Origin of the sequence: Tardiphaga sp. 172_B4_N1_3, from assembly GCF_052076035.1 — a bacterium.
Taxonomy (GTDB): domain Bacteria; phylum Pseudomonadota; class Alphaproteobacteria; order Rhizobiales; family Xanthobacteraceae; genus Tardiphaga; species Tardiphaga robiniae.
Genome location: NZ_CP197238.1, coordinates 3,046,874 through 3,059,941, shown reverse-complemented (window position 1 = coordinate 3,059,941; position 13,068 = coordinate 3,046,874). Strand labels below are relative to the sequence as shown.

Below are 13,068 nucleotides of genomic sequence, written 5' to 3'. Positions count from 1 at the left end.
GTCATCGCTGCGTTAATACTGCTCGCAAAGTTGCCAATCTGAGTTAAATGTATATTCAGAGGACGCATTTGTTCAAAACTTGGAAGTAGCCGACAGTGTGCCCAAAATTTAATCTTTCGCTTTTGGGACGCGTCGTGCTCACCGGGCCGAACGGCGCGGTCGGCTTGCCAAACAAGAAGCTCTCGGGATTGCTTGCTTATCTGGCTTGCACGGCACCGGAGCCTCAGCCGCGCGAAAAACTGTCGACCCTGTTCTGGGGGTCTTATTTCGACGCGCAAGCAAGGCAGAACCTCCGTCAGTCACTGTTCAAGCTACGTCAAATTCTGGGGCGAGATGCTCTCAAGAGCGATGGCGAGTTCGTATCGCTGAATACGACGGTGATCCTGTGTGATGTCAGCCGGTTCGAGGCCTTGGTGCGGGAGGGCGGCCGCGATGCGCTGGGTGAGGCAGCGGATCTCTATCGAGGGCGCTTCGTCGATGACATCGGTGTTACCGAAGAAGGCTGGAGCGATTGGTTGGCTGGTGAACGCCAGCGATTTCAGGAGCTGGCTTTGACTGCGATGGTCGGGCTCGGCGAAAAAGAACTGGTCGCCGGTCGTGCCGATTACGCATTGAAGGCCGGGCACCGTGCCAGCGCATTGAACAACATGCGTGAGGATGCGCACCGGCTGATCATGCAAGCTCTGTCTGCAACCGGGCGTAAAGCTGAAGCGCTCAAATACTATCAAGAGGTCGTTGGGCTTCTGAAGCGAGAGCTCAATACAGAGCCGGACGAAGCAACCAGAGCGCTCGTTGCTGAACTACGCAGAGCCCAGACACTGATCGAATCGGTGGCTGTCAGCGAGATCGAGATATCGACTCCACTTGCGCCTGCTCTGATGATGGTCATGGATCAACCATCCATCGTGGTTCTGCCGTTTCGGAACATGAGCGACGACCCGGAGCAGGAATACTTCGCTGATGGCGTCACCGAGGACATCATCACCGCTTTGTCGCGCTTTCGCGAATTCGTGGTCATCGCACGCGGATCGAGCTTCGCCTTCAAGGATAGAAGGCTGACCAGCCGGCAAATCGCGCAACAACTCGGTGTTCAATACGTCCTGAGCGGCAACATCCGCAAAGCGGGCAACCGCATTCGTGTATCGGCCGAACTGACCCATGCCCGCGATGAGGTTCAGGTCTGGTCGGATCGCTACGATCGCGCCATCGTCGATGTTTTCGATCTGCAGGATGACATCAGCGCGAGCGTCGCTGCAGTGATTGATCCGGCCGTGCGGAGCGCCGAGGTCGAGCGCGCAAGGCGCAAGCCGCTCTCTGATCTTTCGGCTTACGACATCTACCTGCGAGCGCTTCCCCATCTATGGAACGGAACCCGTGACGGGATCACGAGGGCGATCGTATTGTTGCGACAGTCTCTCAACCGCGATCAGCTGCGCCCAGCCACGCTGGCGTCCCTTGCTTGGGCACTTGTCATGGCGTCGCCTCTGGGGGCGGCGGCGTTGCCGGAAACGTTGGTCGAAGCCCTCGTCTTGGCGCGCCGCGCCGTCGAGCAAGATGGCGCAGATGCTTTCGCCCATGCGGTCTATGGCTTCACATTGTTTGGTCCGGTCGGCAACAACGATCAGGGGCGCATCCACTGCAAGGAAGCTGTGCGCCTCAATCCAAGCTCCGCCTTCGCCTGGGGCATTCTTGGAATGATCGACAGCATGGGGGGCGACTATGAGCATGCTGTCACATGCCTTCACCGGTCGATCGCCCTCAGCCCCTACGACAATATGCTCCATTTTTGGATGACGGGCCTGGCTGCATCATGCTTTGCGCTCGGGCGCCCTGAGGATGGTGTCTTGTGGGCGCGCAACTCGATCCAGCAAAATCCGGCCAACGGTACGGGCCATCGCATGCTGGTAGCCAATCTTGTAGCCGCCAGGCGATTGGAAGAGGCCCGCGACGTGACGCGCCAGCGCGATGCCGTGCAAAAGACAACTATAACAGAGCTTCGTGCCATGCGCTTTTTCAAGCAGGACGACGATCTTGAACGTTACCTATCGGCTCAGCGCGAAGCCGGCGTTACGGCTTGAACTTCACGCGCCGACTGCAGATATCAACGTCCGGACGGTCATGAAGATCAGGATGAGCGAGCCCACAGTCCAGAAGGTCGCGCGTATCTCATGAATCTGTCCGGTGAGATAGGCGATGAAGTGAAGCAGACGTGAGGCGACGTAACCGTATAGCAGCCATTGGGCGAGCAGCAGGGACGGTTGCGTGAGAATGTAGAGCAAACCCGCGACCAGGAAGTAGGGCAGGCTCTCGAGGTCGTTCATTTGGATACGGCGAATCCGCTCGACGCGCTCGTTGGGCAAGAGTTGCGCCGGGTCGGGCGCGGGGTTCATCGGCGTCTTCTTGATATCCTCGGGCGAACGGTAGCCGCCTTTGACGTCGACCATACGGACTACAGTCAGCCACGACATCGCCACAGCCTTGAGGATCGTCAGACTCGCAGCAATGACGTAGGTAGCGAATAGCGGATCGTTCAGAGTGAGTTTGTCCAATGTGCCGTCCCCCATAGGCCATAGATCGTATCTATGGCCCAGCGCGTTTCCCAGCGAAATACAATGTCTGTGTCTGTTTACGCGGGATTTGGCCCCCCGTACGAGTGCTGATCGGGGGCTGTCGCCTCTTGGTCATCAGTTTTGCGGGAGGAGACGACTGAAGGAAGGTAGTTTGAGGCAAAGCTTGACGATGAGAGGGAGCGCGAGGACAGGGATGACGCACGCAGCGACATAACCCTCCGCGAGAGATGGCAGACCAAAGCTGGCCGCTGCCCACACGAGAGTGACATTACGGTTTCCGCTCACGAGGCCTATCGTTCCAGCGGTCTGTAACCCCATTCTCGCGAATGTCAAAGTTGCGAGCACGCACAGTCCAAAGTTGGAGACGACCGCCGCGGCGAGCATGACATCGAAACGTAGCGGATTGCTGATCCAGTGGGTCCGTATGCCCTGTGAGGTTGCCAGTCCGACGATGATGAGTCCGATAACGGCGACCCCGGTGGCAGCGTGTTGGTCGGGCAGAACGGGCATCAGATTCCGGCGAAACCGTATTGCCAGAAAGGCAACCAAGCCTGCAGCGCCGATGATGCTGAACAATCGGATAGCCAGCGCGCCCATGTCGAATTCAATTCCAAGTCCGAGCACTGTGGCAAAACACGGAATTGAAATCGGCGTGAGGAGGGTGAGTGCGATGGATACGAGTAAAGCGAGACGTGTTCGCAGACCAAGCATCCCAGCGATCGCGGCCGCGCTTCCGACCGGCGGCGCCAGGAGAGAAAGCAGAACACCGGCCCGCATCGCAGGATCAAGCGGAAAGAAGGACAGTAGAGCGGCAGCGGCAAGAGGAAGCGCCAGGCCGACCCAGGCAACCGCCAGGGCCATCAGAGGCAGACGAATCCTGGCTTCGGATGGCGCGAGACCGGCTGTGAGAAACGAGCCTAGTGTCAGGAGCAATGCCGAGAACGGCAAAAGATCGTAGCCGAAATGAGCGAGAGGTTGGATCAACAGCCCTGCACAAAGCGAGATCACCAAAAGCGCTGGTCCTTGTCCGCCAAGTGCGGACAATAGCCTGCCAACCATCTGCATGCGCACCCCTTGCCTGGTTACGTATTTGCCCTGGCGGGCCTCTCAAGTGCTCCGCGGAATGCGAAGCAATCGCGATCGCAATTATTGGAATTGCATCGGTCCGAAATCGGTAGCTATCTGGTAAAGACCCTTGCGATCCGAATGTGCGGCCGCAGGACTCGCGTGACACCCATTGAAGCCTGTCGACGTCATCGCCGGCGTTAGTTGGGCGCTACAGAAGCGTTGTTGAGAGATCGGCGCAGTATGAGCGTTACATCGTCCGATCAAACGTTGTTGGAAAAGACGAATGTTATGCTCTTGGCCGAGCGCAGGTCCGCCGCAGCAACGTATGATTTTGGACTAGCGGCGCTTCAGTAGCCAAGGCTCCCAGAAAAACCGTGACGCTTCGGCATGCGCTTCGTACAGGCCGATGCCGATATCGTGGAGAAAATCGGGCCTGTCTCTGATATCCGCGCGCAACTCTGCCCTGAAACGGGCTCGCTGCCGCCACGTGGCAGGCAGGCTGAAGATCGCACCGAGACGCAGATGATCGTCGCCTGATACAAACTGTGCGTAAGCGCGCATGGTGGTGCTCCGATTTTTGCGACCGGATATCCCGGCATATCGCTGCGTGACAACGATTGAAGCCTGTCGACGTCGTCGCCGACGTCAGTCAGGCGTCAGAGCAGCGTTATTTTCGCTTAAGGCGCCGCGAAAAGGCGGCCAGGCGTGTCGAACGCGGTCAGGAAGGGCTTCGTCTTGAACATTCTGCGCGTCAGCACCGGATTCGCGATCCACGCGCTGCAGCCGCTCTGTGGGTATATATCAGTTACGGCGGTACTTCTCCTGCGACACTCTGTCGTCGATCTGTCATCCCGGCTTGATATCAGCCGAACAGCAAGTTGGTTGTCCGATTCTTTCGGACACGCTGGACGGAACCTCTGATGACGACGCTGGATCTCGAAAAATCCATTGTTGAAACGGCCTATGCGCGCTGGGCTCCGATCTATGATGCGGTGTGCGGTCCGGTGATGCTGAAGGGGCGCCGTGCGGCTGCGGAAGCAGCGCGCGCTGTGGGCGGCAAGGTGCTTGAAGTCGGCGTCGGCACCGGCCTGTCATTCGATGACTATGATGCGACAACCGAGATCACCGGTATCGATCTGAGCGCGCCCATGCTCGCCAAGGCGCGCGCCAAGATGGCAACCGGCCGCTATCCATGGGTCAAGGACATCAGGGAGATGGACGCCCATGCCATGACATTTTCTGACGCGACCTTCGACTGTGTCGTCGCACAGTTCGTGATTACGCTGGTCGAGAATCCCGAGCAGGTATTGTCCGAGTGCCACCGCGTGGTGAAGCCGGGCGGCCGCATCATTCTCGTCAATCATCTGTATTCGGAGACTGGTCTGGCAGCCGCCGTCGAGCGCTGGGCCGCCGTGAAGACCCGTTCCCTCGGTCTGCGCCCGGAATTCCCGTTCGCGCGGCTGCAGGCGTGGTCGCAGGCGAATGCTGAATCGATCCTCGTCGAACGCCGCAAGGTGGCGCCGTTCGGCATCTACACATTGGTTACTTTTGAGCGAACCGCGGCGGCGCTGGCGGCGTAAATCGTCATCGCCGTGTCATGCAAATCAGTTAGCTGCTCGACATGGAAAGAGACGTGATGAGTGAAGGCAACGAAAAGCGCTTTCGCACCTTGTTTATCTCCGACGTCCACCTTGGCGCCCGCGGATCGCAGGCTGACCGGCTGCTGGACTTCCTCCGTACCCATGATGCCGATACCATCTATCTCGTCGGCGACATCGTCGATGGCTGGGCGCTGAAATCCGGCTGGCACTGGCCGCAGTCCCATAACGACTTCGTCCAGAAGATGCTGCGCAAGGTGCGCAAGGGCGCCAAGGTCGTTTATATTCCCGGCAATCACGACGAGTTTCTGCGCAGTTATTACGGCACGCATTTCGGCGGTATCGAGGTCGTCGAGACTGCGACGCATGAAGGCGCTGACGGCAAAAAATATCTCGTCATCCATGGCGACATTTTCGACCTTGTGGTGCAGAACGCGCGCTGGCTCGCCCATCTCGGCGACAAGGCCTATGACTTCGCGATCCAGATGAATCGTCTGGTCAATGCGCTGCGCAAATTGTTCGGCTTCCCTTACTGGTCGCTGTCGAAATGGGCCAAGATGAAGGTGAAGAACGCCGTCAACTATATCGGCGCGTTCGAAGAGACGCTGGCCGGTGAAGCGCGACGCCACGGCGCTGACGGTGTGATCTGCGGTCATATCCACTACGCGACGATCCGTGACGAGCACGGCATCCGCTACATGAATTGCGGCGACTGGGTCGAAAGCTGTACGGCGCTGGTCGAACACGAGGATGGCCGCTTCGAGATCATTACCTGGACCGATCCGGTCCGCCGCGGCATGCCGGTGCAGGCGCTCGCACCGGCCAAGGCGGCGTGAAGGATGGCGGCCTGATGCGCATTCTCGTCGCTACCGACGCCTGGCATCCCCAAGTCAACGGTGTCGTGCGCACGCTGACAATGATGGCGGAGGCGGCCAAGGGCTTTGGTGTCGATGTGAGTTTTCTCACGCCGGAATCGTTTCGTACGGTCGGGCTGCCGAGCTACGCTGATTTGCGCGTTGCGATCCCGAGCCGCCGCAAGATTGCGCAACTGATCGACGAGGCGAAGCCCGACAACATCCACATCGCGACCGAAGGCCCGATCGGATTTTCGGTGCGTGCCTATTGCCGCCGCCGGAGCATTCCCTTCACCACCAGTTTCCACACGCGCTTTCCCGAATACATCTCGGCACGTTTTCCGATTCCGGAATCCTGGGTCTGGGCCGGCCTGCGCCGTTTTCATGGCGCGAGCTCCGCGGTGATGGCGGCTACGCCGGCGCTGGCGACCGAGTTACGTGACCGCGGCTTCCGCAATGTCGTGCTGTGGCCGCGCGGCGTCGACGCCAATCTGTTTCATCCGCGCCAGGTCGATCTCGGCAAGCCGAAGCCCATTTTCCTCTCGGTCGGCCGCGTCGCCGTCGAGAAAAATCTCGAAGCCTTCCTCGATCTCGATCTGCCGGGTACCAAGGTTGTGGTCGGCGATGGTCCGGCGCGTACCGCGCTCGAAGCGAAATATCCCGAGGCGCTGTTCACGGGCGCGTTGCAGGGTGAGGCTCTGGCCGTTGCCTATGCCTCAGCCGATGTCTTCGTGTTTCCGAGTAAGACTGACACCTATGGCCTCGTCCTGCTCGAGGCGTTGGCGAGCGGCGTGCCGGTGGCTGCCTTCCCGGTAACGGGTCCGAAGGACGTGATCGGCGCGTCGCCGGTCGGCGTCTTGTCGGATGACTTGCGGCAGGCCTGTCTCAAGGCGCTCGAAATCTCGCCGCGAGATTGTCTCAGCTTTGCCGCAGGCCACACCTGGGAGGCGTCGGCACGCGCTTTCGTCAACAATATCAGCCATGTGCGGGCCGAAATCGCCGCCCGTGCACCGTCCGCAGCGAAGCATCCGCGTTTCGCTGCCTGACATGCTCTTTGCATAGCTTGCCCGCCGGTTGTGCCGCGCGATAAAATGCGCGCATGACAAACACCCCATTGCCGATCACATGCGCCGATATTGATGCCGCCGCGCGCGTCATCGCCCCTTATGCAACGCGTACGCCGTTGCTCCGGTCGCCTGCGCTCGATGCGCTGACCGGCGCGAAAGTGTTCCTGAAGCCGGAAGTGCTGCAGCGAACCGGCTCGTTCAAGTTTCGCGGCGCCTTCAACAAGATTTCCTCGATCCCCGAGGGTGAGCGCGGCAGGGGCGTCGTCGCATTCTCCTCCGGCAATCATGCGCAGGGCGTAGCCGCCGCAGCGCAGATCCTCGGCATGAAGGCGACCATCGTGATGCCGTCTGATGCGCCGGTGTCGAAAGTCGAGCGCACCAGGGGTTATGGCGCCGAAGTCGTGCTCTATGATCGCGACAAGGAAGACCGCGAAGCCATCGCCCGCGACATCGCCGGCAAGAGCGGCGCGACGGTCGTGCCGCCCTATGACGATCCGTTCGTGATGGCCGGGCAGGGCACTGTCGGCCGCGAGATCGCCGAAGACATGGCCGCCTTGGGCATCGTGCCGGACATCGTGTCTGCGCAGGCATCCGGTGGCGGCCTGATCGGCGGCATCGCGACCGCCGTGAAGGCGCGATTCCCCGAGACCTCGATCATCGTCGCAGAGCCCGCGGGCTTTGACGATCACGGCCTCTCATTGCGCGCCGGCAAACGTGTCGCCCATAGCAATGCGGGCCGCACGATCTGCGACGCGCTGATGGCCCTGACGCCCGGCGAAATCACCTTTGCGGTCAACCAGCATCTGCTGTCGGAGGCCGTCACCGCCACTGACGAGGAAGTCGGCAAGGCGATGGCTTTTGCGTTCCGCGAATTGAAGCTGGTGGTCGAGCCCGGCGGGGCCGTGGCGCTGGCTGCGCTGATGCACGGGCGTTTCGACGCGCGCGGCAAGACGGTGGTGATCGTTTTGTCCGGCGGCAATGTCGATGCGGATCTCTACGCCAGGATCATCAACGCCTGATCTGGCGAGAGGCGCTTACGAGAAGAACGCGATCTTCTCAGCCTGCGTCATCTTGCGGATCGGCGCCAGCGGGTCCGATGCCGGCGCGTTCGGATCCGCGATCACGCCGCCAGCGATCAGCGCTGCGCCAAGGGACGGCGCGGCAGCTTCCACCTTAGGCACCAGATCCGGCTGCGGCGGCTCGGGTGCCAGCGCAACCTCTGCAATCTGCGCCAGCGTCATCAGATCGGGATTGAGGGCTTCGGGCTCTGCTGGCTGAACAGCGACAGCTTCAACCTGCATCACCTCAGGCTCAACGTATTGAGGCTCGGCAAGCTGAGGCTCAATAACCTCCGGCTCGCTCAGATCGAGCGCGCCCATCTCTGCGGCGACCATATCGAGGACGGCGAGGTCATGTTCGTCCTCAGCAATCCCTGCCGTTTCAGGCGCCTCCGGGACATCGTCCGCAGCGATAGCCGCGGAGGCCTCGGCCATCGTGGCGGCAAGCTCCGCGGTGGCTTCTGCGACAGGCGCGGCCGTTTCAGCGACGGTCTCTACGACCACCGTCTCTGCAACGGGCGGCTGTACGGAGGCGCGCGGCGGTTCGACGCTTGAGATCGTGACCGTCTCAGCCAGCACTTCGCTCGCCTGCGACTTGAACAACGGCGTCACGGATGCTTCGCGCGCTTCGGCGGCAACGGGCTCGACCTTTTCGGCAGCCGGAGTCGGTTCGGCCTGCGCAACCGTCGCCGCGCTGCCATCGACCATCTGCTCGACCCGCTGCATCAGCAAGTCGTAGCTCGCCAGCACATCCTCACGGCCGTTGCCATTGAGAGCCTGCTGCCCGGCCTCGATAGCCTTGACCTGCGTGTCGAGCAGATCGCAGATCCGCGTGTCGGCGCCGCATTCACGCAGCGTCCAGGCGATCTCGCGAATGATGCGGGTGCCGTTACGGGCGCCGGTCAAAACCTCGTCGGCGTCGACGCGCGGCATCGCCTCTATGGCGCTGGCCTTGGCCTGACGGACGGCAGAACGGATCGCGCCGAGCGCGGCGATCAGGCTGAGCGCCGGCGCCTGCTTTTGGGCGGCGAGATTGGCTTCCAGCCGCGTGACGGCTTCGAGCACCAGGCTGGTATCGGCCGTGCGGTTGCGCTTGGCATATTCGGCGAGAAACCAGCGGCCGCGCGCGGTCTCCATGAAGGCTTCGCGGATCGCGTCATAGTCTGCCTCGCCCGGCAGGGTGGGGCGGGCAGAGATCGGCGACAGGGCAAATGCTTCTTCGGCCATCATGATAACTCGTGGCGCGCACAGGGATGCGCGGTATGTAACCATCTCCACGATCCCGTGGCGAATCGCAGTTCACCTCATGATAGCCGAATCTGCCACCCATAGCGCCCCGCAAATCCGCCGCAAATTCGCGCAGCGGCTGGCGATGTTCTACGGCACGGTGTTCGGCTCCAGCGGCTTCTATCTGCCGTTCTTCCCGGTCTGGCTGAAGGCGATCGGTATCGATCCGACCTGGATCGGCGCCATCCTTGCTGTGCCGTCCATGACGCGCTTCACTACGCTGCCGTTCATCACCGCTTTCGCAGAGCGCCGTCATGCCCTGCGCGAGACGATGATTGTCTGTGCCTTTCTCACCATGATCGGCTTTGCGACAGTAGGCACGCTACGCGAACCGCTCGCTGTGCTCCTGGTGTTCGCGCTGACGGCAGTGGTCTGGACGCCGCTCACGGCGCTGACCGATGGTTATGCGCTAAAAGGTGTGGTGCGCTTCGGCTTCAGTTACGGTCCGCTACGGCTGTGGGGCTCGGCCGCCTTCGTGGTTGGTGCGCTTGCCTGCGGTCTGGTGGTCAACTGGCTCGACGGTGAGCATCTGATCTGGGTGATTGTTGCAGCGATGGTGCTGTCGGCTGTCGTCAGCCTTGGTCTGCAGCCATTGGGCGCGCCGACAGGCGACGGCACGGTGCTCTCGAAGGCAAGCGCATTGCTGCGCGATCCCGGCTTCCTCGCGATCGCGATCTCCGCAGCACTGATCCAGGGCAGCCATGCCGGCTACTACACCTTTGCGTCGATCACCTGGCAGGCGGCTGGGCTCGACGGCCTCACCATCGCTGGTCTATGGACGCTCGGCGTGCTCGCCGAAATCATCCTGTTCGCGGTGTCGCCACGCCTGACATTGGCACCTGCGACCATGGTCATCCTCGGTGGCCTCGGTGCATTGTTGCGCTGGACGCTGACCGCGCAAACGCTTCCGCTCCCGATTCTCGTGGTTGTGCAATTGCTGCACGGCGCGACCTACGGTCTGACGCAACTCGGCACAATGGGCCTGTTGCTGCATCACGTGCCGCCGCACGTCATGGCGCGGGCGCAGGGTTATGTCACCGCCTGCACAGGCCTTGTGATGAGCAGCATGGCGGTTCTGTCAGGCGCGATCTATGCACGTTACGGCGAGGGCGTTTACTACGTGATGGCCGTGCTTGGCCTTGCCGGCGCGACCGTCATATGGTTCGGCCGGCATCGCGCCGGGCAGCCGCCGGACGTTGCGGGCGATCAGCCCCAGAGCGCCGCGTCGGGCGGATAGACCGTGCTTTCGTCATAGCGCAGACCGCCGTCGCGATCTCCGGCGAGCAATAGCGGGCCATCAAGATCGACGAAGCGTGCATATTGCGCAATCAGCATCGCGGGCGCCATCGCCAGCGACGTCGCCACCATGCAGCCGACCATGATGTCGAGATTCATGGCGCGCGCGGCATCGGCCATCGCCAGCGCTTCGGTCAGGCCACCGGCCTTGTCGAGCTTAATATTGATCGCATCATAGCGCCCGCGCAGCGCCTCGAGCGAAGCGAGGCCATGCACGCTCTCGTCGGCGCAGACCATGATCGGCCGATGCACATGCATCAGCGCATCATCCTTGCCTGCCGGCAGCGGCTGCTCAATTAGCGTGACGCCGGCGTTATGGCAGGCATCGAGATTGGCTTTCAGGTTGTCCGGCGTCCACGCCTCATTGGCATCGACGATCAACTCGGATTCCGGTGCGGCCTGGCGCACGGCCTTGATGCGGCTGATGTCGTCGTCACTGCCGAGCTTGATCTTCAGCAGCGGCCGGTAGGCGGCCTTTGCGGTGGCGGAGGCCATCGCCTCGGGTGTACCAAGCGAGATCGTATAGGCGGTGGTGCAGGCGCGCGGTGCCGGCCGCTGCAGCATGTCCCAGACGCGCTGGCCCTGGCTCTTGGCTTCGAGGTCTAGCAGAGCGCAATCCACCGCGTTGCGGGCGGCACCGGCGGGCATGGCCGATTGCAAGGCGTCACGGCCGAGGCCTGCGGCAAATCGGTCCTGCATCGCCAGAATGGCGGCCAGCGTAGCCTCCGGGGTCTCGCCATAGCGCGCATAGGGCACGCATTCGCCGCGGCCAGTTACGCCGCCGCGGCTGATCTCGGCGACCACGACGACGGCCTCGGTCTTGGCGCCGCGGCTGATGGTGAAGGCGCCAGCGATCGGCCATTGCTCGATCCGGGCGGTCATTAGGGCGGGGGCAGCGTCGGATGCGGACAATGCGGCGTCTTTCGGGCTGTGCCGGCAACGGCGGGTAATGACGTGTCTATAAGTTTACGTGATCGCCGTGAACTTGTTTGCGACGCAATGCCGGTGTCTGACAGGGCGGATTAAGGCTATATTAACCATAGCAACGTGTTGGCTTCACTTGGCTTCTCAGAAACGTATTTGGGCGTGTTAATACTTTGTTCATGCACAGACTGAACGCCCGCGGGAGCCTGTTTTGAGCGGCCCGACCTTGGAACAGATCGCGAAAGGCGACGGCTTGGCGCTGTGCGCGGCTGGGTCGTGGACGGCGCGTTTTGCCCCCGCGCTTGAAAAACTCGTCGGCGAGGCCGAAAAGCTGACCGGTAGCCGCCCCAACATCTTCATCGACGTGTCGCAGGTCTCCAAGCTGGATACATTCGGCGCGTGGCTGATCGAGAGGTTGCGTCGGGCGCTGACCAATGGCGGCCACGAGGCGCAGATCGCGGGCCTTTCGGCGAATTACGCGACCCTGGTCGACGAAGTCCGCCGCGTGAAGCCTGCGGTCCCGTTACCGGCAAGCGGTAGCACTCTGACTGCCGTGCTCGATGGCATCGGCCGCAATATCTATGGCATCGGGGAAACCCTCGTCGCGCTGGTCGATATGATTGGCGCCGTGATCGCGGCCTGGTTCCGCGTCTGGCGGCATCCGTCGAAATTCCGGCTCACCTCGGTGGTGCATCACCTGGAGCAGGTGTGCTGGAACGCAGTACCGATCGTGGTCCTGATTACCTTCCTGATCGGCTGCATCGTTGCCCAGCAGGGCCTGTTCCATTTCCGCCGCTTTGGCGCCGACGTCTTCGTGGTCGACATGCTCGGCGTGCTGGTGCTGCGCGAGCTCGGCGTGCTCTTGGTGGCGATCATGGTCGCCGGGCGCTCCGGCAGCGCCTATACCGCCGAGCTTGGTTCCATGAAGATGCGCGAGGAGATCGATGCGCTTCGCACCATGGGCTTCGATGCCATCGAAGTTCTGATCTTGCCGCGCATGGTGGCGCTGGTGCTGGCGCTGCCTATTCTCGCATTTCTCGGTGCGATGGCTGCGCTCTATGGCGGCGGTCTGGTCGCCTGGCTCTATGGGGGCGTCGATCCATCGTCATTCCTGTCGCGGCTGCGCGAGGCGATTTCGATCAACCACTTCATCGTCGGCATGGTGAAAGCGCCTGTGATGGCCATGGTGATCGGCATCGTGGCCTGCGTCGAAGGCCTTGCCGTGCAGGGCAGCGCGGAGTCGCTGGGGCAGCACACAACATCGTCCGTGGTGAAGGGGATCTTCTTTGTGATCGTGATGGATGGCGTGTTCGCGATCTTCTTCGCAACGATCGGGATCTGACGGC

General features: G+C 61.7%; 12 protein-coding genes. 8 read left to right on the top strand and 4 right to left on the bottom strand.

Features of this window, described 5'->3' with window-relative positions:
- Positions 1-134: 134 nt before the first annotated feature.
- On the top strand, positions 135-2,078 hold the full coding sequence (locus tag AB7783_RS14525) for a BTAD domain-containing putative transcriptional regulator (RefSeq protein ID WP_441278017.1): 1,944 nt from the start codon (positions 135-137) through the stop codon (positions 2,076-2,078).
- Between the two features lie 3 nt (positions 2,079-2,081).
- Here the strand turns inward: AB7783_RS14525 and AB7783_RS14520 are convergent, their stop codons facing one another.
- Together AB7783_RS14520 and AB7783_RS14515 are read right to left on the bottom strand one after the other, a co-directional pair.
- Positions 2,082-2,549 carry an MAPEG family protein gene (locus AB7783_RS14520; protein ID WP_184518843.1) on the bottom strand — a complete coding sequence of 156 codons (468 nt, stop codon included), beginning with the start codon at positions 2,547-2,549 and terminating at the stop codon, positions 2,082-2,084.
- Between the two features lie 135 nt (positions 2,550-2,684).
- A complete protein-coding gene (locus AB7783_RS14515) occupies positions 2,685-3,635 on the bottom strand; it encodes a hypothetical protein (protein ID WP_441278016.1) in 951 nt (316 codons plus the stop codon).
- A 390-nt stretch (positions 3,636-4,025) separates the two neighbouring features.
- On the opposite strand from AB7783_RS14515, the gene AB7783_RS14510 reads away from it, so the two are divergent.
- The 5 genes from AB7783_RS14510 to AB7783_RS14490 all read left to right on the top strand — a co-directional run bounded on the left by AB7783_RS14510 (position 4,026) and on the right by AB7783_RS14490 (position 8,176).
- Complete coding sequence (locus AB7783_RS14510; RefSeq protein ID WP_441278015.1) at positions 4,026-4,175, top strand: hypothetical protein; 150 nt, start codon at positions 4,026-4,028, stop codon at positions 4,173-4,175.
- A gap of 383 nt (positions 4,176-4,558) precedes the next feature.
- Positions 4,559-5,218 (top strand): class I SAM-dependent methyltransferase, encoded by a 660-nt coding sequence (locus tag AB7783_RS14505; RefSeq protein WP_093756645.1) that lies wholly within the window; start codon positions 4,559-4,561, stop codon positions 5,216-5,218.
- A gap of 56 nt (positions 5,219-5,274) precedes the next feature.
- Positions 5,275-6,072 carry a UDP-2,3-diacylglucosamine diphosphatase gene (locus AB7783_RS14500; RefSeq protein WP_374725715.1) on the top strand — a complete coding sequence of 266 codons (798 nt, stop codon included), beginning with the start codon at positions 5,275-5,277 and terminating at the stop codon, positions 6,070-6,072.
- A 14-nt stretch (positions 6,073-6,086) separates the two neighbouring features.
- Positions 6,087-7,136 carry a glycosyltransferase family 4 protein gene (locus tag AB7783_RS14495; RefSeq protein ID WP_441278014.1) on the top strand — a complete coding sequence of 350 codons (1,050 nt, stop codon included), beginning with the start codon at positions 6,087-6,089 and terminating at the stop codon, positions 7,134-7,136.
- A gap of 53 nt (positions 7,137-7,189) precedes the next feature.
- Complete coding sequence (locus tag AB7783_RS14490; protein ID WP_441278013.1) at positions 7,190-8,176, top strand: threonine ammonia-lyase; 987 nt, start codon at positions 7,190-7,192, stop codon at positions 8,174-8,176.
- Positions 8,177-8,191: 15 nt separating this feature from the next.
- Here AB7783_RS14490 and AB7783_RS14485 read toward each other — a convergent pair whose 3' ends face one another.
- On the bottom strand, positions 8,192-9,445 hold the full coding sequence (locus AB7783_RS14485; RefSeq protein WP_441278012.1) for a hypothetical protein: 1,254 nt from the start codon (positions 9,443-9,445) through the stop codon (positions 8,192-8,194).
- A gap of 76 nt (positions 9,446-9,521) precedes the next feature.
- Between AB7783_RS14485 and AB7783_RS14480 the strand changes: the two genes are divergently transcribed.
- Positions 9,522-10,739, top strand: a complete 1,218-nt coding sequence (locus tag AB7783_RS14480) for an MFS transporter (protein WP_441278011.1) — start codon at positions 9,522-9,524, stop codon at positions 10,737-10,739.
- Here the strand turns inward: AB7783_RS14480 and dgcA are convergent.
- Positions 10,709-11,680 (bottom strand): N-acetyl-D-Glu racemase DgcA, encoded by a 972-nt coding sequence (gene dgcA, locus AB7783_RS14475; protein WP_439073060.1) that lies wholly within the window; start codon positions 11,678-11,680, stop codon positions 10,709-10,711. The two genes, AB7783_RS14480 and dgcA, sit on opposite strands and share 31 nt — an antisense overlap.
- A gap of 253 nt (positions 11,681-11,933) precedes the next feature.
- Here dgcA and AB7783_RS14470 point away from each other — a divergent pair, with 253 nt between their 5' ends.
- Positions 11,934-13,064 (top strand): MlaE family lipid ABC transporter permease subunit, encoded by a 1,131-nt coding sequence (locus tag AB7783_RS14470; RefSeq protein WP_441278010.1) that lies wholly within the window; start codon positions 11,934-11,936, stop codon positions 13,062-13,064.
- Positions 13,065-13,068: the final 4 nt, after the last annotated feature.

Excerpts from the sequence above, each read along its gene's own strand:
- AB7783_RS14515 (WP_441278016.1), bottom strand. The coding sequence starts at position 3,635 with ATGCAGATGGTTGGCAGGCTATTGTCCGCACTTGGCGGACAAGGACCA.
- AB7783_RS14510 (WP_441278015.1), top strand. The coding sequence starts at position 4,026 with ATGCGCTTCGTACAGGCCGATGCCGATATCGTGGAGAAAATCGGGCCT.
- AB7783_RS14505 (WP_093756645.1), top strand. The coding sequence starts at position 4,559 with ATGACGACGCTGGATCTCGAAAAATCCATTGTTGAAACGGCCTATGCG.
- AB7783_RS14500 (WP_374725715.1), top strand. The coding sequence starts at position 5,275 with ATGAGTGAAGGCAACGAAAAGCGCTTTCGCACCTTGTTTATCTCCGAC.
- AB7783_RS14495 (WP_441278014.1), top strand. The coding sequence starts at position 6,087 with ATGCGCATTCTCGTCGCTACCGACGCCTGGCATCCCCAAGTCAACGGT.
- AB7783_RS14490 (WP_441278013.1), top strand. The coding sequence starts at position 7,190 with ATGACAAACACCCCATTGCCGATCACATGCGCCGATATTGATGCCGCC.
- AB7783_RS14485 (WP_441278012.1), bottom strand. The coding sequence starts at position 9,445 with ATGATGGCCGAAGAAGCATTTGCCCTGTCGCCGATCTCTGCCCGCCCC.
- AB7783_RS14480 (WP_441278011.1), top strand. The coding sequence starts at position 9,522 with ATGATAGCCGAATCTGCCACCCATAGCGCCCCGCAAATCCGCCGCAAA.
- dgcA (WP_439073060.1), bottom strand. The coding sequence starts at position 11,680 with ATGACCGCCCGGATCGAGCAATGGCCGATCGCTGGCGCCTTCACCATC.